Source organism: Clavibacter sp. A6099 (assembly GCF_021919125.1).
Taxonomy (GTDB): Bacteria; Actinomycetota; Actinomycetes; order Actinomycetales; family Microbacteriaceae; genus Clavibacter; species Clavibacter seminis.
This window is the reverse complement of sequence record NZ_CP083439.1, coordinates 1197123-1216083: the sequence shown is the minus strand read 5'-3', so window position 1 is coordinate 1216083 and position 18961 is coordinate 1197123. Positions and strand designations below refer to the sequence as shown.

The 18961-nt window shown below is 72.1% G+C and carries 19 protein-coding genes and 1 tRNA gene; 3 read left to right on the top strand and 17 right to left on the bottom strand.

Translation table 11 applies throughout. The annotated features are described in order from the left end of the window. Window positions 1–27: 27 nt before the first annotated feature. The 9 genes from KYT88_RS05760 to KYT88_RS05720 form a co-directional block, all read right to left on the bottom strand. Window positions 28–213: a hypothetical protein gene (locus tag KYT88_RS05760; RefSeq protein ID WP_043587702.1), complete on the bottom strand. Its 186-nt coding sequence runs from the start codon at window positions 211–213 to the stop codon at window positions 28–30. Further along, on the bottom strand, window positions 210–1124 hold the full coding sequence (locus KYT88_RS05755) for a hypothetical protein (RefSeq protein WP_043587704.1): 915 nt from the start codon (window positions 1122–1124) through the stop codon (window positions 210–212). The genes KYT88_RS05760 and KYT88_RS05755 overlap by 4 nt, the downstream gene beginning before the upstream one ends. Window positions 1125–1267: 143 nt before the next feature. Further along, window positions 1268–1339: transfer RNA gene (locus KYT88_RS05750), tRNA-Gln, on the bottom strand. Between the two features lie 88 nt (window positions 1340–1427). Then, window positions 1428–2393: an NAD(P)/FAD-dependent oxidoreductase gene (locus KYT88_RS05745; protein WP_237583807.1), complete on the bottom strand. Its 966-nt coding sequence runs from the start codon at window positions 2391–2393 to the stop codon at window positions 1428–1430. Then, window positions 2386–3906 carry a glutamate--tRNA ligase gene (gene gltX, locus KYT88_RS05740; RefSeq protein ID WP_043587706.1) on the bottom strand — a complete coding sequence of 507 codons (1521 nt, stop codon included), beginning with the start codon at window positions 3904–3906 and terminating at the stop codon, window positions 2386–2388. Before gltX ends, KYT88_RS05745 begins: the two co-directional genes overlap by 8 nt. Window positions 3907–3919: 13 nt before the next feature. Beyond that, window positions 3920–4681, bottom strand: a complete 762-nt coding sequence (locus KYT88_RS05735; RefSeq protein WP_043587708.1) for a hypothetical protein — start codon at window positions 4679–4681, stop codon at window positions 3920–3922. 2 nt (window positions 4682–4683) lie between these two features. Then, the gene (locus tag KYT88_RS05730; protein WP_043587710.1) at window positions 4684–5457 is read right to left on the bottom strand and encodes a fumarylacetoacetate hydrolase family protein; all 774 of its coding nucleotides are present in this window, start codon (window positions 5455–5457) and stop codon (window positions 4684–4686) included. 57 nt (window positions 5458–5514) lie between these two features. Then, a complete protein-coding gene (locus KYT88_RS05725) occupies window positions 5515–6651 on the bottom strand; it encodes a branched-chain amino acid aminotransferase (RefSeq protein ID WP_051629400.1) in 1137 nt (378 codons plus the stop codon). Window positions 6652–6659: 8 nt separating this feature from the next. Further along, the gene (locus tag KYT88_RS05720; RefSeq protein WP_043587711.1) at window positions 6660–7727 is read right to left on the bottom strand and encodes a 3-isopropylmalate dehydrogenase; all 1068 of its coding nucleotides are present in this window, start codon (window positions 7725–7727) and stop codon (window positions 6660–6662) included. Window positions 7728–7831: 104 nt separating this feature from the next. Here KYT88_RS05720 and KYT88_RS05715 point away from each other — a divergent pair, with 104 nt between their 5' ends. Next, a complete protein-coding gene (locus tag KYT88_RS05715) occupies window positions 7832–8086 on the top strand; it encodes a DUF6458 family protein (RefSeq protein ID WP_043587713.1) in 255 nt (84 codons plus the stop codon). Window positions 8087–8155: 69 nt separating this feature from the next. Here KYT88_RS05715 and KYT88_RS05710 read toward each other — a convergent pair whose 3' ends face one another. Then, on the bottom strand, window positions 8156–9697 hold the full coding sequence (locus tag KYT88_RS05710) for an MFS transporter (protein WP_043587714.1): 1542 nt from the start codon (window positions 9695–9697) through the stop codon (window positions 8156–8158). Between the two features lie 121 nt (window positions 9698–9818). On the opposite strand from KYT88_RS05710, the gene KYT88_RS05705 reads away from it, so the two are divergent. Next, window positions 9819–10442 (top strand): TetR/AcrR family transcriptional regulator, encoded by a 624-nt coding sequence (locus KYT88_RS05705; protein ID WP_043587716.1) that lies wholly within the window; start codon window positions 9819–9821, stop codon window positions 10440–10442. 103 nt (window positions 10443–10545) lie between these two features. Here the strand turns inward: KYT88_RS05705 and serA are convergent, their stop codons facing one another. Further along, on the bottom strand, window positions 10546–12135 hold the full coding sequence (gene serA, locus KYT88_RS05700; RefSeq protein WP_043587718.1) for a phosphoglycerate dehydrogenase: 1590 nt from the start codon (window positions 12133–12135) through the stop codon (window positions 10546–10548). A 65-nt stretch (window positions 12136–12200) separates the two neighbouring features. Between serA and KYT88_RS05695 the strand changes: the two genes are divergently transcribed. Further along, the gene (locus KYT88_RS05695) at window positions 12201–12602 is read left to right on the top strand and encodes a DoxX family protein (RefSeq protein ID WP_043587720.1); all 402 of its coding nucleotides are present in this window, start codon (window positions 12201–12203) and stop codon (window positions 12600–12602) included. A gap of 9 nt (window positions 12603–12611) precedes the next feature. Here KYT88_RS05695 and KYT88_RS05690 read toward each other — a convergent pair whose 3' ends face one another. The 6 genes from KYT88_RS05690 to ilvD all read right to left on the bottom strand — a co-directional run bounded on the left by KYT88_RS05690 (window position 12612) and on the right by ilvD (window position 18913). Then, window positions 12612–12980, bottom strand: coding sequence for a hypothetical protein (locus tag KYT88_RS05690; RefSeq protein WP_043587722.1), 369 nt, complete (start codon window positions 12978–12980; stop codon window positions 12612–12614). Then, the gene (locus KYT88_RS05685) at window positions 12977–13510 is read right to left on the bottom strand and encodes a hypothetical protein (protein WP_043587725.1); all 534 of its coding nucleotides are present in this window, start codon (window positions 13508–13510) and stop codon (window positions 12977–12979) included. The genes KYT88_RS05690 and KYT88_RS05685 overlap by 4 nt, the downstream gene beginning before the upstream one ends. A gap of 128 nt (window positions 13511–13638) precedes the next feature. Next, the gene (gene ilvC, locus KYT88_RS05680) at window positions 13639–14664 is read right to left on the bottom strand and encodes a ketol-acid reductoisomerase (RefSeq protein ID WP_012298794.1); all 1026 of its coding nucleotides are present in this window, start codon (window positions 14662–14664) and stop codon (window positions 13639–13641) included. Between the two features lie 168 nt (window positions 14665–14832). Continuing rightward, the gene (gene ilvN / locus KYT88_RS05675) at window positions 14833–15342 is read right to left on the bottom strand and encodes an acetolactate synthase small subunit (RefSeq protein WP_043587728.1); all 510 of its coding nucleotides are present in this window, start codon (window positions 15340–15342) and stop codon (window positions 14833–14835) included. After that, entirely contained in the window at window positions 15339–17174 is a 1836-nt protein-coding gene (locus KYT88_RS05670; RefSeq protein ID WP_182480729.1) for an acetolactate synthase large subunit, read from the bottom strand. The genes ilvN and KYT88_RS05670 overlap by 4 nt, the downstream gene beginning before the upstream one ends. A 44-nt stretch (window positions 17175–17218) precedes the next feature. Beyond that, complete coding sequence (gene ilvD / locus KYT88_RS05665; protein WP_043587730.1) at window positions 17219–18913, bottom strand: dihydroxy-acid dehydratase; 1695 nt, start codon at window positions 18911–18913, stop codon at window positions 17219–17221. Window positions 18914–18961 lie beyond the last annotated feature (48 nt).

The following is an 18961-nucleotide window of genomic DNA, read 5'->3' as shown; positions in this document are numbered from 1 at the left end:
TGCTCGACCGGACGCCGGTCGTGGGCGTCAGGCCTCGGCGCGGTCAGCCCATCGGAGGCGGGCGCGCGAACGCTCCTCGACGACGCGGACAGAGGCGCGCGGGTCCTCCTGGATGTCGGCGAGGACAGCGCGGATGGCCTCACGACGACGCTCGGGGTGCGGGACCTCGGTGAACTCGCCGGTGTCGGAGCTCCAGATGATGGTGTCGCTCATGATGCGCCTTCCTGCCGGTACCCGATCATAGGCACGACGCCCGACGTCCCGCTGCGGCCAACGGCGGCATCCGTCGCGGTCCGGTGCGCGTGCGTCGTGAGGCACAGCAGCTCCGCGAGGCCCAGGATCCTCGCCATGGCCGCGACGTAGAGCTTGTCCTCGTGGAGGAGGCTGCCGGGACGGACGGCGTTCACGGTGAGGATGCCGAAGGCCACGCCGCCCGCCTCGACGCGGGCGGTGATGAACGTGCCGTAGGAGCGCGTCCCGCGTGCACCGGTCCGGCCGGTCTCCCACTCCACGACGTCCTCGACGAACGAGGTGAGACGGCGTCCGTCGAGGACCTCCCACACGTCCTGGTCGTCGTCACCTGCTTCCTCGAACACGGTCGTGAAGCCGTCCGTGCGCTCGGGGCTGCTCGCGACCTTGTCCGGCGTCATCCGGCGACGGACCGCGCGGAGGTCATCCACGCGGAAGTACGCGGCACGGGCATCCACCGCGCCGACGCCCTCCTTGCACTGCACGGCGGCGGACTGCCGGACGGCCGCGATCTCCTGGGACCGCTCCGAGGGCGGGCGGCGGGCGAGGCCGTCGATCGTCCCGAGGAGCTCGCTGAGGTTGTAGCCGAACAGGATCGCGCTGCGCTCCCGCTCCGCACGCGCCCGTCGGAGCGCCTCCTCCTCCTGGGAGCCGGCCCGCGCCCGGAGCGCCTCCTCCGCGACCGTCTTGCGCCACGCCAGGACGACCCCGGCGAACACGGCGAGGGCGGACACCGCCGCGGTGAGGACCCTCCACTCCGCAGCGACCAGGAGGCCCACGAGCGTCGCCAGCGCGACCATCGCTCCGGCCACGACGAGCCACCGCTGGAGCACGACGGGGCGGGTGATCGGTCGTCGCCTCGTGCGCTCTGGCATGCCTCGATCATGGCCCGACGGGCCGACATCCGGCCCCTGCCCGATGAGGGCGGCGACCGGGACGCATCACCGAGGACTGTGGAGGAAGCGGGAAAAGGAAAAGGCCCGGATATCCGGGCCTGTCATTTCCTGCGTATTCAGTGCTGGGGTACCTGGACTCGAACCAAGAACAAAAGAATCAGAATCTTCCGTGTTGCCAATTACACCATACCCCAATGCCCCGATGCGCGATCGGGCCTCGTCGAGTGTAGCCCATCGGCCGGATCCGCGCCAAACCGGCGGCGGCCCGGCGGGCACCACGCGTCAGATCACAGGCAGCAGGTCCCGGTTGATCGCGCTGGCCGCACGCGCGCCGAAGCCGGCCGCGATGATCAGCTGCTGCGGCCCCGGCTGCGAGCTGTCGCCCGCCGCGTAGACGCCCTCGTGGGAGGTGCGGCCCTCGGCGTCGACGGCGATGTGGCCGTCGTCGTCGGTGTCGAGGTCGAGCCCGGCGAGGAAGTCGAGCGCGGTCGAGTAGCGCGGGCGCACGAAGCCGCCGGTGCGCGGGACGACGGCCCCGTCCTGCATCCGGATGCCGGTGACGACCGCGCGCTCACCCTCGATGTCGGCGACGGGACGGCGGTCGACGCGGATGCCGAGGGACGCGAGCCCGCGCTCCCCCGCCTCGTCGATCTCCGCGACGCCGTTCGTGAACACGATGATGTCCCGCGACCACTGCGAGAGCAGCAGCGCGCGCTCCACGAGGTCGTCCGTCTCGCCGATGAGGAAGAGCGGCTCGTCGGCCTTCTCGTAGCCGTCGCACTCCATGCAGCTGTGCACGGCCGTGCCGTAGTAGGCGCGGATGCTCGGCAGGTCGGGCAGGGTCTCCACGAGGCCCGTGGCGATGAGGATCCGGCGCGCGTGCACCTCGCGGTCGGGCGCGCGGCGCACGCCCTTCGCGCGGATCGTGAAGCCGCCATCGGCGGGCTCAGCCGACTGCACGACGGCGAGCTGGAACTCGCCCTCGTCGTACCCCTCGACCTCTACCTGGCCGAGCTTGCGGAGCTCGAGCGGGGAGATCCCGTCGCGGGTGACGAAGCCGTGCGACATGAGCGTCGCGGCGTTGCGCGGACGGCTGCTGTCGAGCACGAGGGTGCGGCGGCGGGCGCGCACGAGGTTCAGCGCGGCGGACAGGCCCGCGGGGCCCGCGCCGATGACGACGACGTCGTACGAGTCGCCGATCGCGGTGGATCCCGCGCCCGCGTCGTCAGGCACCGATGCGTCAGGCACCGAGCATCCCCGCGAGGCGGTCGAGGCGCGCGATGGTCTCGTCCTTGCCGAGGAGCACCATCGACTCGAACAGCGGCGGCGAGATCCGGCGGCCGGAGATGCCGACACGCAGCGGCCCGTAGGCGAGGCGCGGCTTCATGCCCATGCCGGTGATGAGCGTGTTCTGCAGCACCTCCTGCACGAGGTCGATGTCCCACTGCGTGTGCGGGACCCCGGCGAGCGCGCCACGCGAGGCGGCCAGCACCTCGGGGGCGTCGTCCTTGAGCGCCTGGACCGCAGCGTCGTCGTAGGGCAGGGCGTCGGCCGTCGTGAAGAGGAAGGAGAGGAGGTCGGGCGCCTCGCCGAGGAGCTGCATGCGCTCCTGCACGAGCGGGGCGGCCGCCTCGAGCATCCGCTGCTCGTCGTGCGTGAGCTCCGCGCCGACGACGTCGGCCGCCTGCAGGTACGGCACGAGGCGCTGCGCGAAGTCGTCGAGCGCGAGCAGGCGGATGTGGTCGCCGTTCAGCGACTCCGCCTTCTTGAGGTCGAAGCGCGCCGGGGCGGGCGTGACGTCGGCGACGTCGAACGCGGTGACCATCTCCATCCGCGAGAACACGTCCCGGTCGTGCGTGAGCGACCAGCCGAGCAGCGCCAGGTAGTTGATGAGGCCCTCGGGGATGAAGCCGCGGTCGCGGTGGTGGAACAGGTTCGACTCGGGGTCGCGCTTGGAGAGCTTCTTGTTGCCCTCCCCCATCACGTACGGCAGGTGCCCGAAGCGCGGGATGGCGTCGGCCACGCCGATGTCGATGAGCGCGTGGTACAGCGCGATCTGCCGAGGCGTCGACGAGAGGAGGTCCTCGCCGCGGAGCACGTGCGTGATCCCCATGAGCGCGTCGTCGACCGGGTTCACGAGCGTGTACAGCGGGGCGCCGTTGGGGCGCACGAGCACGAAGTCGGGGAAGGATCCGGCGGGGAACGTGACCGTGCCGCGCACGAGGTCGTCGAAGGAGAGGTCGGTGTCCGGCACGCGGAGGCGGAGGGCGGGCGCGCGGCCCTCGTCGCGGAAGGCCTGGCGCTCGGCTTCGGTGAGGTCGCGCTCGAAGTTGTCGTAGCCCATCTTCGGGTCGCGGCCGGCGGCGCGGTTGCGCGCCTCGATCTCCTCGGCCGTCGCGTAGCTCTCGTAGAGGTGGCCGGACGCGGTGAGCTTGGCGATCACGTCGAGGTAGAGCTCGGTGCGCTGCGACTGGCGGTACGGCGCGTGCGGGCCGCCGACGCCCTCGCCCTCGTCCCAGTCGATCTCGAGCCAGCGCAGCGCCTCGATGAGCTGCTCGTAGCTCTCCTCGCTGTCGCGCGCGGCGTCGGTGTCCTCGACGCGGAAGACGAGCTTGCCGCCGGTGTGGCGCGCGTACGCCCAGTTGAAGAGCGCCGTGCGGATGAGCCCCACGTGCGGCGTCCCGGTCGGGGACGGGCAGAACCGGACGCGGACGTCGGTGCCGGTGGCGGTGGTCACGGGGTGCGCGGTTGTCTCAGTCATCCTGGATCCGATTCTAGGGCTCGGTGCCCGCCGCCCCCGCGGCCCCGTCGGCGCAGTACGGCTCGAGCAGGTCCCACCGGTCGTACTGGTCGCCGGGCGGCACGCCGCATTCGAGGAGGACGGCGCCGCCGTAGCGCATCGGATCGATCCCGGTCAGCGCACCGGAGGAGCGGAACGTGCCGTCGCAGCCGGTGACATCGAAGCGCACAGCCTGCGTCGCCCCCAGGTAGCCGATGACGTAGCGGGCCGCGCGATCGAGCACGGGGTCGAAGGACACGAGCTGGATCGACCGGCCGAAGCGCGGCGGCACGATGTCGCGGTCGCGGAGATCGCCGAGCAGGTACCCCGCCCATGCCGGATCGGGGGTGAGCTGGTCGACGACCGTGGCGGATCCATCGCCCGCCGCGTCGACCGCGAGACCGAAGGGCGGCACGAGCTCGGTGTCGGTGCGCGTCACGCTCTGCGGTGTCGAGCCGAGGCCGGGCTGCTCGCCGGGGCCGGGGATCCGCACCTGCATGACCCGCACGGCGAGGAGCTGGTCGGCGGCCCCGACGACAGGCTGGGCCCAGTCGATCGAGAGGTCGGCCGGGGCGCAGCCCGCGGGGAGGTCGAGCGCGGGCGGCTCGTCGACGACGGGGGTCGCGGTCGGGGATCCCGCGTCCGTCGGCCCCGGCGTCTCCAGCCCGTAGTCCGACACGTCGTACACGCAGCCCGAGAGCAGCGCCACCGCCGCGGCCGCCAGCGCGACGCACACGGGACGGCCGGGGCGGATCACGGTCAGGCGCGGGCGCGCGCGGGGTTGGAGAGCGTGCCGATGCCTTCGATGGACACCTCGACGACCTGGCCGTCGGTGAACGGGCCGACGCCCGCGGGCGTGCCCGTGAGGATCACGTCGCCGGGCAGCAGGGTCCACACGCGCGAGGCGAAGGCGATCAGCTCGGGCACCGTGTGCACCATCTCGCTCGTGCGGCCGGACTGGCGCAGCTCCCCGTCGACGCGGGTCTCGATGAGCGCGTCCTCGAACGAGCCCTCGGTCTCGATGACCGGGCCGAGCGGGCAGAACGTGTCGTAGCCCTTGGCGCGCGCCCACTGGCTCTCGGAGTGCTGGATGTCGCGGGCGGTCACGTCGTTCCCGATCGTGTAGCCGAAGATCGAGCGCGCCGCGTCCTCCACCGACACGTCGCGCGTGATCCGCCCGATGACGACCGCGAGCTCGCCCTCGTGCTCGACCTGCTGGCTGTCGGCCGGGAGGCGGATCGCGTCGTCCGGACCGATGACCGAGGTGTTGGGCTTGAGGAAGATGAGCGGCGTGGTGGGCGCCTCGCTGCCGTGCTCGGCGGCGTGCGCCGCGTAGTTGCGGCCGACCGCCACGACCTTGGAGCGCGGGATCACCGGCGCGAGCAGCCGGGCATCGGCGAGCGGCACGCGCTCCCCCGTCGTCTGGTAGCCGCTGAACATGGGGTCGCCGGAGAGGACGACCAGGTGGCCCTCCTCCTCGTCGAGGATGCCGAAGCGGGGGTCGTCACCGGTGCTGAAACGCGCGATCTTCACGAGACACGACCCTAGCCGTGCCGACGGCGCGCGGCCGCCGGCACGAGCGATCGAGCGCTACGCGTCGAGGCGCGTGAGCCAGCCGTGGCGGTCCGGGATCCGGCCGTACTGGATGTCGGTGAGCTCCTGGCGCAGCGACATCGTCAGCTCGCCCGCAGGCGCGTCGATGTCGCCGACGTCGAGGCCCTCGCCCATCAGGCGGCCGATGGGCGTGATCACGGCAGCGGTGCCGCACGCGAACACCTCGGTGATCTCGCCGGATGCGACGCCGTCGACCCACTCCGACAGCTCCACCCGGCGCTTCTCGACCGTGAGGCCGCGGTCGCGCGCGAGCTCCAGGATCGAGTCGCGCGTGATGCCCTCGAGGATGCTCTCCGAGTCGGGCGTGACCAGCCGGCCGTCCCTGTAGACCAGCACGATGTTCATGCCGCCGAGCTCCTCGAGGTAGCGGCCCTCCTCGGAGTCGAGGAAGAGCACCTGCGCGCAGCCGTGCGATGCGGCCTCGGCCTGCGGGAGGAGCGAGGCTGCGTAGTTGCCGCCGCACTTCGCGGCGCCCGTGCCGCCCTTGCCCGCCCGGGAGTACTGGGTGGACAGCCAGATGGAGACCGGCGCGACGCCGCCCGTGAAGTACGCGCCCGCGGGGCTCGCGATGACGTAGTAGCCCACGCGCTGGGCGGCGCGGACCCCGAGGAAGCTCTCGTTGGCGATCATGAACGGGCGCAGGTACAGGCTCTGCTCGGGCGCCGACGGCACCCAGTCGAGGTCGGCGCGGACCAGCTGGCGCACCGACTCGACGAAGTCCTCGGTGGGCAGCTCCGGCAGCGCCAGACGGCGGGCCGAGCGCTGGAGGCGGGCGGCGTTGCGGTCGGGGCGGAAGGTCCACACGGATCCGTCGGCGTGGCGGTACGCCTTCATGCCCTCGAAGATCTCCTGGCCGTAGTGCAGGACGCTCGCGGCGGGATCCAGCTGGAGCGGCCCGTACGGGACGACGCGGGCGTCGTGCCAGCCGGCGTCGAGCGTCCAGTCGATCTGGACCATGTGGTCCGTGAAGTGCTTGCCGAAGCCCGGGTCGGCGAGGATCGCCTCCCGCTCGGCGTCGGCACGGGCGGTCTCCGACGGGGTCTGCTCGAAGGACAGGGGGAAGGCGGTGGAGGCTGTGCCGCTGGTGGAGGCTGTGCTGCTGGTGGTGCTCATGGGGTCCTTCAGTGGTTCGTGGAGAGGGCGCGGATGACGGCGTCGCCGACCTCCGCGGTGGATCGGGGTGCGGCGTCGCCCGCGGCGCGCGCGGCGAGGTCGGCGGAGACCGCGGCCGTGACGCGCGCGGCGGCGTCCGGCAGGCCGAGGTGGTCGAGCAGGAGCGCCACCGACAGGATCGCCGCGGTCGGGTCGGCCTTCTGCTGGCCGGCGATGTCGGGCGCGGATCCGTGCACCGGCTCGAACATGCTCGGGAACGCGCCCGTGGGGTTGACGTTCCCGGACGCGGCGAGGCCGATGCCGCCCGAGATGGCCGCCGCGAGGTCGGTGATGATGTCGCCGAACAGGTTGTCGGACACGATGACGTCGAAGCGGGACGGGTCGGTGACCAGGAAGATCATCGTGGCGTCGACGTGCAGGTAGTCGACCGTGACGTCGGGGTGCTCGGCGGCGACGCGGTCGACGGTGCGCTGCCACAGGGATCCCGCGAAGGTCAGCACGTTCGTCTTGTGCACGAGGGTGACGCGCTTGCGGTCGCGCTTCGAGGCCAGGTCGAAGGCGAACCGCACCGTGCGCTCGACGCCGTGCGCCGTGTTCACGGACACCTCGGTCGCGATCTCGTGCTCGGTGCCGCGGCGGAGCACGCCGCCGTTGCCGGCGTACGGGCCCTCGGTGCCCTCGCGGACGACGACGAAGTCGACCTCGCCGGGAGCCGCCAGGGGGGAGGTCACGCCGGGCAGCAGGGTGGTCGGCCGCAGGTTGATGTAGTGGTCGAACGCGAAGCGGAGCTTGAGCAGCAGGCCGCGCTCGATGATGCCGCCCGCGAGGCGCGCGTCGCGGGGGTCGCCGCCGACCGCGCCGAGGAGGATCGCGTCGTGCTGGGCGAGGGCCGTCAGGTCGGAGTCGGTGAGGATCTCCCCCGTCTCGAGGAAGTGGCCGGCGCCGAACGGGTACTGCGTGGTGTCGAGCGACACGTCGGCGGGGACCGCCTCCCGGAGCACGCGGAGGGCCTCGTGGACGACCTCCGGACCGATGCCGTCCCCGGGGACGACGGCGAGCGAGATGGTGCGGGGCATGGATCCTCCCGGGGCTCGGTGGGTTTCCGGACAGGCTACCTGTCCGTCGCGGGGCACCGCTCGCTAGGCTGTGCCGACCCGACCGCGCGACAGAAGGACACACCATGAGCATCGGCCTCGGCATCTTCCTCGTCGTCCTCGGGGCGATCCTCGCGTTCGCGGTCGACATCACCGTCCCCGGCGTCGACCTCCAGCTCGTCGGCTACATCCTCATGGGCGGCGGCGCGCTCGTCATCATCATCGGCGTCGCGCTCCTCGCCCGCCGCCGCACGGCCGTCAGCGAGACGCGCACGCGCATCGACCCCGCCACCGGCCAGCGCATCACGCGCAGCGAGCGCTCGGACGACAACGTCGTCTGATCCCCTCCCGCACGCATCGGGCCCGTCACCTCGCGAGGTGACGGGCCCGACGCATGTGAAGGGTCGGGCTCAGTCGTGCGAGCTGGCGCGGCGGAGGCTCGTGAGCGAGATGACGATCGCGCCGACCATGAGCAGGGCGCCGATGATCGAGGTGGTCACCACGCCGCCGTCGAACGCCTGGTGCGCCGACTCGAGCAGCGCGGATCCCACGTCGGCCGGCACGCGCTCGGCGACCGAGACCGCTCCCCCGAGCGTCTCCCGGGCCGCGGACGCATCCCCCTCGGAGAGTCCGGCGGGGAGGACGAGGCCCGTGCGGTAGCTGGCCGTCAGGATGCTGCCGAGGACAGCCGTGCCGAGCACCGCGCCCACCTCGTACGCCGTCTCCGACACCGCGGACGCCGCGCCGGCCTTCGCCGGCGGGACGGCCGCGATGATCAGGTCGTTCGAGATGGTCTGCGACGCGCCGATGCCCGCGCCGAGCAGGCAGAACGCGAAGACCAGGAGCCCGACGGACGCGCCCTTGCCCGTGACCGCGAGGATCACGTAGGCGACCGCGGAGAACGCGAGCGCTATCGCGACCACGCGCGACGGCCGGGCCCGCGCCACGATCGGCACGATCACGAGCCCCGAGACGATGACGACCACGGATCCGGGGATGAGCGCGAAGCCCGCCGCGAGCGGATCGAGCCCCGCGACCAGCTGCAGGTGCTGCGTGACGAAGAAGAGGAAGCCGACGAGCGAGACGACGCTCAGCAGGTTGACGAGCACCGCACCCGTGAAGACCGGCTCGCGGAACAGCGCGACGTCGAGCATGGGGTTCCGCGCGCGGGACATGCGGCGCACGAAGAGGATGCCGGCGACCACGCCCACGACGGGCGCCGCGATCGCGAGCGGCGTGACGCCCTCGGTCGCGAATGTCTTGATCGCGTAGACGATGGGCGCGACCGTCGCGAGCGACAGCAGGATCGCGATCCCGTCGATCGGCCCCGGCGCCGGGTCCTTCGACTCGGGCACGAGCACGGGCGTGAGGATCAGCAGCGGCAGCAGCACGGGCACGGCCACGAGGAACACGGATCCCCACCAGAAGTGCTCGAGCAGCACGCCGCCGACGAGCGGGCCGAGCGCGGATCCGCCGGAGAAGCCCGACGCCCAGATCGCGATCGCGAGGCGGCGCTGCTTCCGGTCGGTGAAGATCGAGCGGAGGAGCGACAGCGTGGACGGCATGAGCATCGCGCCGAAGAAGCCGAGGGCGGCGCGCGCGGCGATGAGCTGCGAGGCGTCGGTCGCGAAGGCGGCGAGGGCCGAGACGACGCCGAAGCCGGCCGCGCCGATCATGAGCAGGCGCCGGCGGCCGTAGCGGTCGCCCATGTTGCCCATCGCCACGAGGAGCCCGGCGAGCACGAGCGGGTACGCGTCGATGACCCAGAGCTGCGCGGCGCCCGACGGCTCGAGGTCGCGCGCGATGGACGGCATCGCGAAGCTCAGCACCGTGTTGTCGATCGAGACGAGCAGCACCGGGAGCATCAGCACGACGAGCGCGGCCCACTGGCGTCGCCCGGCGCGGCCGGTCACTGCGGTCACGGGGACGGATGCGGTGCGGGGCGTGGACATGACGGTGCTTCCTGACGTCGGGAGGCGACGGCGCGGGTGGCGCGGACGGGGCCGCGGACGCGACCGGGATCACTGTACCGTCCGGTCGGTACAGCGGACAACCCGCCGCTACGCTGGATCCATGCCCGACACTCCCCCCGACGACCCCGCACTCGCGCCCGACGCCGACGCCGCACCCGACCAGGCGGCGTCCTCCGCCGGCACCGCGCGCGACCGCATCCTCGACGCCTTCGAGGAGCTGCTCGTGCAGCAGGGCGAGCGCGGCACGACGCTCGAGTCCGTCGCCGCGGCGGCCGGCGTCTCCAAGGGCGGGCTGCTCTACCACTTCGGCGGCAAGGAGGCGCTCGTGGACGGGCTCCTCGCGCGCATGTCCGCGCTGGCGCAGGCGGACGTCGCGCGGCTCCGGGCGGCCGAGCGCGGGCCGGTGGACCTGTGGATCCGCAGCTCGCTGTCCACCGCCACGCCGTTCGACCGCGCCTACGTCGCGACCTCCCGCCTCGCGCAGGGCAACCACCCGCGCGCCCGCGACACCCTCACGCACCTGCAGGACGAGTGGGCCGCCGTCATCCTCGAGGCCGTGGGCGACCCGGCTGTCGCGCGGGCCGTGCTCCTCATCGGCGACGGCCTCTACTACAACAGCGCGCTGCAGCCCTGGCTCGGCGGATCCGCGCCCGCCGACGAAGCGCTCGACGAGCTCATCCGCGTGGTCGACGATCTCGTGCGGATCCGCTCGACCCGCGGCTGACCGCCCACCGGCCGGACGCACCGGCCCGCACGCGCAGCGAGGGCGGCCGCCGCAGCAGCCGCCCTCGCCGTGGTCAGTCCGACGGTCGCCCGTCGGACCTGACTCAGTCGGCGATGTCTATCTCGCGCAGCGACGTGGCCTGGATCGCGCGCCGCACGTTCTCGAGCACGCCGTCCGGCACGGGCGAGTCGACGCTGAGCACGCTGAGCGCACGGCCGCCGGCCTCCTGGCGGGCGATCTGCATGCCGGCGATGTTCACCTCGGCGTCGCCGAACTCCTTGCCGTAGACCGCGACGATGCCGGGGCGGTCCTCGTACTTCATGACGATGAGGTGGCGGCTGAACGGCACCTCGACGTCGTAGCCGTCGATCTCGACGAGCTTCTCGATCTGCTTCGTTCCCGTGAGCGTGCCCGACACCGACACCTGGGTGCCGTCGGACAGCGCGCCGCGGATGCTGAGCACGTTGCGGTACTCCTCCGACACGGCGTCGGTGATGAGGCGCACCTCGAGCCCGCGCTGCTCGGCGAGGAGCGGCGCGTTGACGTAGGAGACGTTCTCGCTCACGACGTTGGTGAAGACGCCCTTGAGCGCCGCGAGCTTCAGCACGCTGACGTCGTAGCCGGCGAGCTCGCCGCGGACTACCACGTCGATGCTCGTGAGCGCCTCGTGGGCGAGGCCGGAGAACACCTGGCCGAGCTTCTCCATCAGCGGGATCCCGGGGCGCACGTACGGGTCGATGACGCCGCCGGCGACGTTCACGGCGTCCGGCACCAGCTCGCCGCCGAGCGCCAGGCGCACGCTCCTCGCGACCGAGACGCCCGCCTTCTCCTGCGCCTCGTCGGTGGACGCCCCGAGGTGCGGCGTGACGATGATGTTGTCGAGCTCGAGCAGCGGGGATCCCGTGGGCGGCTCGCTGACGAACACGTCGAGGCCGGCGCCCGCGATGCGCTTCGACTTGAGCGCCGTGTACAGCGCGTCCTCGTCGATGATGCCGCCGCGGCTCGCGTTGACGATGCGCAAGCTCGGCTTCGCGAGCGCGAACTGCTCGGTGCCGATGAGGCCCGTGGTGTCGGGCGTCTTGGGGATGTGGATGGTGATGAAGTCGGACGCCCTCATCAGCTCGTCGAGCGGGAGCAGCTGCACGCCGAGCTGCTGCGCGCGGGCCGGCGTGACGTAGGGGTCGTACGCGACGAGCGTGGCGCCGAAGCCCGCGAGGCGCTGGGCGACGAGCGTGCCGATGCGGCCGAGGCCGACGATGCCGATGGTCTTCTCGTAGAGCTCCACTCCCGTGAAGGACGAGCGCTTCCAGAGGCCCTGCTTGAGCGAGGCGCTCGCGTCCGGGATGAACCGGGCGAGCGAGAGGATGTGGCCGATGGCGAGCTCGGCGGCCGAGATGACGTTCGAGGTCGGCGCGTTGACGACCATGATGCCCGCGGTGGTCGCGGCCTTGATGTCGACGTTGTCGAGGCCGACGCCCGCGCGGGCGACCACCTGCAGGCGCGGGGCCGCGGCGATGGCCTCCGCGTCGATCTTCGTCGCGGAGCGGACGAGCACTGCGTCCGCCTCCGCGAGGGCCGCGAGCAGGGCCGGGCGGTCGGTGCCGTCGACGGATCGGACGTCGAAGTCGGGCCCCAGGGCGTCGACGGTGGCGGGCGAGAGTTCTTCGGCGATGAGAACGACGGGCTTGGTCAATTCAGGCGGTCCTTCGGGCGGGGGCGGCTGGGACCCTCACATGCTAGTGGCCCCAGAATGGGCGGATGAGCGATGAGACGTGGGCTGCGATCCAGCTCGCCGTGCGGATCCTGCTGGCCCTCGTCTTCGTCGGGATGGGCGTCAACCACTTCGTGCCGAAGGCCGCCACGGCGATGGCGGCGATCATCCCGCCGTCGTTCCGACGGCCCGGCGTGCCCTCCCCGCTGGCGCTCGTGTGGTTCACGGGGCTCTGCGAGATCGCGGGCGGGATCGGCCTGCTGATCGAGCCCGTGCGCCTCGCGGCCGGCGTCGCGCTGGCCGTCTTCCTGGTCGCGGTCTTCCCGGCGAACGCGTTCGCGGCCCGGCACCCGGAGCGCTTCGGCCGCATCGCGATCCCGCTGGTGCCGCGCCTCGTGGCGCAGGTGGTGCTGATCGCCCTCGTGCTGTTCGCCGGATGGCCGCTCTAGCGGTCCCCGCTAGAGGAGCGGCAGCAGGGCCGCGAGGCCGACCGTGAGCGCGCTCGCGGCGGCGAGGCCCGCGAGCATGACCAGGACGCGCGCGGCGACGGGGCGTCCGCGCGTGGCGAGCGCCGCGAGGACGAACGCGACGACGGGCACGAGGATCGCGCCGACGAGCGTCGCGAGGGTGCCGGGCCGGAGAGACCCGCCGAACGCCGTGGCGATGTCGCGGAACGCCGTGTACTGGTCGACGGCCTGCCACACGAGGATCCCGTGGGCGAGCGCGCCGAGGATCCCCACGATCCAGCCGGCGCGCGTGGGCCGGCCGCGGCGCGTCCGCGCGGCGGCTGTCGCGGTCACGCCGCCGGGTGCCTGCTCGGCGCTCATCGCGTCACCAGCCACGGCCAGGGGAAGAGGACGACGGCGCCCGCGGCCAGCGCGAGCATGCGGCGGCCGACGCGCATGCCGCGCAGGGCGGCGACCACGGCGGCGACCCACAGCGGCGGCGCGAGCACCGTGAGGGCCTCGGTCGCCTGCGCGACGCCGACCTGGAAGCCGGACCCGGCGCTCGACGGGTTGTCGCGGACGACGAAGAACCAGGCGATGGCCTCGAGGACCGCGACGGCGCCGAAGAAGGCGAGCCCCACCACCTCGGGCGATGCGTCGGGCGCGACGGCGTCGTCGTCGTCCATCGCGAGGGCGTGCGGCTCGTCGGTTGCGGATGTCGCGGATCCGGACGCCGCGGCCCGGCGCGCGGCCGTCGCCCCGAGGGCGGACGCGCGGCCGGTCCCGGTCGAGGGGCCGGCGTCGGGGCGGCGGCGCGGCACCGGGCGCTGCGGCTCGGGCGAGCGGGCGAGCGTGGGATCCGCCTCCTCGCCGGCCCAGCTGAGGGCGTCGTCGTCGGGGGTGCGAGGCATGCCCCGATGGTACGTGCTCCGATCCGGACGCCCGCCGCACGCTCCTCGGCGCCGCAGCCCCGCCGGGGAAGCGAGGACGCCCGGTCGCGCGAGGCGACCGGGCGTCCGGTGGTGCGGGTGGGCGACGGCTAGCGGGCGACCGAGCCGTCCGTGTAGTCGTCGTCGGCCTTGTTCCACGCGAAGAGCTTGCGCAGCTCGCGGCCGGTGGACTCGATCGGGTGCTCCTCGCCCTTCTTGCGGAGCTCGAGGAACTCGGGCGCGCCGGCGTCCTGGTCCTTGATGAAGCGGTCGGCGAACGCGCCGGACTGGATGTCCGCGAGGACGGCCTTCATGTTCTCCTTGACGTCCGGCGAGATGACGCGCGGGCCGGAGACGTAGTCGCCGTACTCGGCCGTGTCGGAGATGCTCCAGCGCTGCTTCGCGATGCCGCCCTCCCACATGAGGTCGACGATGAGCTTGAGCTCGTGCAGCACCTCGAAGTACGCGATCTGCGGCTGGTAGCCCGCCTCGATCAGCGTCTCGAAGCCGTACTGGACCAGCTGCGAGGTGCCGCCGCAGAGCACGGCCTGCTCGCCGAAGAGGTCGGTCTCGGTCTCCTCGGTGAACGTGGTGCGGATGCCGCCGGCACGGAGGCCGCCGATGCCCTTGGCGTACGACCACGCGAGGTCCCACGCCTTGCCGGACGCGTCGACCTCGACCGCGACGATCACGGGGACGCCGCGGCCGGCCTCGAACTCGCGGCGCACGGTGTGGCCCGGGCCCTTGGGGGCGACGAGGACGACGTCGACGCCCTCGGGCGCCTCGATGTACCCGAAGCGGATGTTGAAGCCGTGCGCGAAGACGAGCGTCTTGCCCTCGGTGAGGTTGTCGCGCACGCTGTCTGCGTAGAGGCCGCGCTGGTGCTGGTCGGGCGCGAGGATGACGATGACGTCGGCCCACGCGGACGCGTCGGACGGCGTCTTCACCGTGAAGCCCTGCTCCTCCGCCTTGGCGCGGCTGGTCGAGCCCTCCTTGAGGCCGATGACCACCTCGACGCCGGAGTCGCGGAGGTTCAGCGCGTGCGCGTGGCCCTGCGAGCCGTAGCCGATGACGGCGACCTTGCGACCCTGGATGAGCGAGAGGTCGGCGTCCTTGTCGTAGACGATGTCAGTCACGTGATGGATCTCCTTGTTCTGTCGTCCCCGCGAGGGGCGATGGGCGGTCGTGCCTGGCTGCCCCGCGCTCGGGCGGGGCGTGGTCGTGCGGGCGGGTACGTGCGAGAGCGTCGGGCGCGGTGCGCGGGGAGCCTAGCGGCTGTCCCCCGCCGCCCGCCGGGGTCGGCGCTAGGCGGTGCGGAAGACGCGGTCGGTGATGGACTTCGACCCGCGCCCCATGGCGAGGAGCCCCGACTGCGCGAGCTCCTTGATTCCGAAGGGCTCGAGCACCCGGAGGAGGGCCTGCACCTTGCCGGAGTCGCCCGTGACCTCGATGATCAGCGCGTCGGTGGCGACGTCGACCACGCGGGCGCGGAAGAGGTTCACGGCCTCGAGCACCTGCGAGCGCGTCACGTTGTCGACGCGCACCTTGACGAGCAGGTGCTCGCGCTCGACGGCCTGCCCGGGGTCGAGCTCCACGATCTTGATGACGTTGATGAGCTTGTTGAGCTGCTTCGTCACCTGCTCGAGCGGGAGCGCCTCCACGTCCACGACGACCGTGATGCGCGACAGGCCCTCGATCTCGCTCGCGCCGACCGCGAGCGACTCGATGTTGAAGCCGCGGCGGGCGAACAGCCCGGCCACGCGCGTGAGGAGTCCGGGCTTGTCCTCCACGAGGAGGCTCAGGATGTGGCTCACTTCTCGGTCCTCCCGGTCTCCGCGAGGTCGTCGTCCCAGTCGGGCGCGTGGTCGCGGGCGTACTGCACGGCGCTGTTGCTGAGACCCTGCGGCACCATCGGCCACACCATCGCGTCGCGGCTGACCACGAAGTCGATGACGACGGGGCGGTCGTTGGTGGCGAGCGCCAGGCGGATCGCGTCGTCCACCTCCTCGGGCTTCGTCACGCGGATCCCGAGGGCGCCGTACGCGTCGGCCATCTTCACGAAGTCGGGCACCATGCGGGTGCCGCCGCCCGTGTTGAGGTCGGTGTTCGAGTAGCGGCCCTCGTAGAAGAGGGTCTGCCACTGGCGCACCATGCCGAGCGACGAGTTGTTGATGATCGCGACCTTGATGGGGATGTCGTTGATCGTGCAGGTGGCGAGCTCCTGGTTGGTCATCTGGAAGCAGCCGTCGCCGTCGATCGCCCACACGTGGCGGTCGGGCTGGGCGACCTTGGCGCCCATCGCGGCGGGCACCGAGTAGCCCATGGTGCCGGCGCCGCCGGAGTTGAGCCACGAGTTGGGGCGCTCGTACTTGATGAACTGCGCGGCCCACATCTGGTGCTGTCCGACGCCCGAGGCGAACACGCCCTCGGGTCCCGTGATCTCGCCGATGCGCTGGATGACGTACTGCGGAGCGAGCTGGCCGTCCGCGGGCTCCGTGTAGCCGAGCGGGAACTCCTCGCGGAGGCCGTCCAGGTAGGCCCACCAGTCGGCGATGTCTTGGCTCACCGCGGACGCGGCCTTCGCCTCGCGGAACGCGACCGCGAGGTCGGCGATGACGTCCTTCGCGTCGCCCACGATGGGGACGTCCGCGATGCGGATCTTGGAGATCTCGGCGGGGTCGACGTCGACGTGGACCACCTTCGCGTGCGGCGCGAAGAGCGACGCCTTGCCGGTGACCCGGTCGTCGAAGCGAGCGCCGAGCGAGACGAGCAGGTCGGACTCCTGCAGCGCGAGCACCGCGGGGACCGTGCCGTGCATCCCGGGCATGCCGAGCTGCTGCGGGTGGGAGTCGGGGAACGCGCCACGCGCCATGAGCGTCGTGACGACGGGGGCGCCGACGGCCTCGGCCAGCGCGAGGAGCTCCTCGTGGGCCTTGGCGCGGATCACGCCGCCGCCGACGTACAGGACGGGCTTCTTCGCCTCGACGAGCAGCTGCGCGGCGGCCTGGATCTGCTTGCCGTGCGCCTTGACGACGGGGCGGTAGCCGGGCAGGTCGATCTTCGGCGGCCAGTGGAACGGCGCCTCGAGCTGCTGCGCGTCCTTCGTGATGTCGACGAGGACGGGACCCGGGCGACCCGTGGAGGCGATGTGGTACGCCGACGCGATGGTCGCCGGGATGTCCTCCGGCCGCGTCACCAGGAAGCTGTGCTTCGTGATGGGCATCGTGATCCCCACGATGTCGGCCTCCTGGAAGGCGTCGGTGCCCATGAGCGTGGAGAAGACCTGGCCGGTGATCGCGAGGAGCGGCACCGAGTCCATGTAGGCATCCGCGATCGCGGTGACGAGGTTCGTGGCGCCCGGGCCGGACGTCGCGATGCAGACGCCGGTGCGTCCGCTCGACGACGCATAGCCCTCGGCGGCGTGGCCGGCGCCCTGCTCGTGGCGGACGAGGATGTGGCGCAGCTTCGTCGAGTCCATGAGCGGGTCGTATGTGGGGAGGATGGCGCCGCCGGGGAGGCCGAAGATGTCGTCGACCCCGAGGAGCTCGAGGGTGCGGACGACGGCCTCGGCGCCCGTGAGGATCTCGTCGCCCTGGTGGGCGGTCGGCGCCTGCGGCGTGGGGGGCGGGGTGGGCAGAGCTGGCATGTGTGCGCGATTCCTGGCAGAGGGAGCGGAAGGTGAGGAGGGGGTCATCCCGTGATCGCGCCCTCGGCGGCCGAGTGCACGAGCTTGGCGTACTTGGCGAGGACCCCGCGCGTGTAGCGCGGCGGGAGAGGTGCCCACCCCTCACGGCGGGCGGCGAGCTCGGCCTCGTCGACCAGTAGGTCGAGCGTGCGAGCGGCGATGTCGACACGGATCCGGTCTCCATCGCGCACGAAGGCGACGGGACCTGCGTCCACCGCTTCGGGAGCCATGTGGCCGATGCACAGTCCGGTTGTGCCGCCTGAGAATCGACCGTCCGTCAAGAGTAGTACATCCTTGCCGAGGCCGGCTCCCTTGATGGCGCCCGTGATGGCGAGCATCTCGCGCATGCCGGGGCCGCCCTTCGGGCCCTCGTAGCGGATGACGATGACGTCGCCCTTCGAGATGAGCCCCTCGGTGAGCGCGTCCATGGCGGCGCGCTCGCGCTCGAAGACGCGGGCGGGGCCCTCGAAGACGTCGAGGTCGAAGCCGGCCGTCTTCACGACCGCGCCCTCGGGGGCCAGCGAGCCGTGCAGCACGCTGATGCCGCCGGTGGCGTGGATCGGGTCGTCGAGCGTGCGGATGACCGTGCCGTCGAGCGCGGCCAGGTCCATCGACTCGAGGTTCTCGCGCATGGTGCGGCCGGTGACCGTCATGACGTCGCCGTGCAGGAGGCCCGCGTCGAGCAGCGCCTTCATGACGACGGGGACGCCGCCGACGCGGTCGACGTCGTTCATGACGAAGCGGCCGAAGGGCTTGAGGTCGCCGAGGTGCGGGACGCGGTCGGCGATGCGGTTGAAGTCGGACAGCTGCAGGTCGACCTCGGCCTCGCGCGCGATGGCGAGGAGGTGGAGGACGGCGTTGGTGGATCCGCCGAACGCCATGACCACGGAGATGGCGTTCTCGAACGCCTCCTTCGTCATGATGTCGCGCGCCGTGATGCCCTTCGCGATGAGGTTGACGACGGCCTCGCCGGAGCGGTGCGCGAAGTAGTCGCGGCGGCGGTCGGCGCTCGGCGGGGCCGCGGATCCCGGGAGGCTCATGCCGAGGGCCTCGGCGACGCTCGCCATGGTGTTCGCGGTGTACATGCCGCCGCAGGCGCCCTCGCCCGGGCAGATGGCCTTCTCGATGCGGGTCAGGTCCTCCTGGCTCATCGTGCCGGCCTTGCATGCGCCGACCGCCTCGAAGGCGTCGATGATGGTGACCTCCTTCTCGGTGCCGTCCGAGAGCTTCACCCAGCCGGGGGCGATGGATCCCGCGTAGAGGAACACGGAGGAGAGGTCGAGCCGCGCAGCGGCCATGAGCATGCCGGGGAGCGACTTGTCGCAGCCGGCCAGGAGCACGGATCCGTCGAGGCGCTCGGCCATCATGACGGTCTCGACGCTGTCGGCGATGACCTCGCGCGAGACGAGCGAGAAGTGCATGCCCTCGTGGCCCATCGCGATGCCGTCGCTGACGGAGATGGTGCCGAACTGGAGCGGGTAGCCGCCGCCCGCGTGCACGCCCTCCTTGGCGCCCTGCGCGAGGCGGTCGAGGCTGAGGTTGCACGGGGTGACCTCGTTCCACGAGCTGGCGACGCCGATCTGGGGCTTCTCCCAGTCCTCGTCGCCCATCCCGACGGCGCGGAGCATGCCCCGCGATGAGGTGGCCTCGATCCCGTCGGTGACGTCGCGGCTCCGGGGCTTCATGTCGATCTCAGGCATGGCATGAGTTTATGTCCTGCCGTGGAGCAGTCCCGGCCCCTGGGGGAT

Bases quoted from the DNA above. Each gene is read 5' to 3' on its own strand.
- KYT88_RS05755 (WP_043587704.1), bottom strand. From the start codon at position 1,124: ATGCCAGAGCGCACGAGGCGACGACCGATCACCCGCCCCGTCGTGCTC.
- KYT88_RS05685 (WP_043587725.1), bottom strand. From the start codon at position 13,510: ATGCCTCGCACCCCCGACGACGACGCCCTCAGCTGGGCCGGCGAGGAG.
- KYT88_RS05725 (WP_051629400.1), bottom strand. From the start codon at position 6,651: ATGAGCACCACCAGCAGCACAGCCTCCACCAGCGGCACAGCCTCCACC.
- KYT88_RS05720 (WP_043587711.1), bottom strand. From the start codon at position 7,727: ATGCCCCGCACCATCTCGCTCGCCGTCGTCCCCGGGGACGGCATCGGT.
- KYT88_RS05690 (WP_043587722.1), bottom strand. From the start codon at position 12,980: ATGAGCGCCGAGCAGGCACCCGGCGGCGTGACCGCGACAGCCGCCGCG.
- KYT88_RS05695 (WP_043587720.1), top strand. From the start codon at position 12,201: ATGAGCGATGAGACGTGGGCTGCGATCCAGCTCGCCGTGCGGATCCTG.
- KYT88_RS05710 (WP_043587714.1), bottom strand. From the start codon at position 9,697: ATGTCCACGCCCCGCACCGCATCCGTCCCCGTGACCGCAGTGACCGGC.
- KYT88_RS05705 (WP_043587716.1), top strand. From the start codon at position 9,819: ATGCCCGACACTCCCCCCGACGACCCCGCACTCGCGCCCGACGCCGAC.
- ilvD (WP_043587730.1), bottom strand. From the start codon at position 18,913: ATGCCTGAGATCGACATGAAGCCCCGGAGCCGCGACGTCACCGACGGG.
- gltX (WP_043587706.1), bottom strand. From the start codon at position 3,906: ATGACTGAGACAACCGCGCACCCCGTGACCACCGCCACCGGCACCGAC.
- KYT88_RS05715 (WP_043587713.1), top strand. From the start codon at position 7,832: ATGAGCATCGGCCTCGGCATCTTCCTCGTCGTCCTCGGGGCGATCCTC.
- KYT88_RS05670 (WP_182480729.1), bottom strand. From the start codon at position 17,174: ATGCCAGCTCTGCCCACCCCGCCCCCCACGCCGCAGGCGCCGACCGCC.
- KYT88_RS05760 (WP_043587702.1), bottom strand. From the start codon at position 213: ATGAGCGACACCATCATCTGGAGCTCCGACACCGGCGAGTTCACCGAG.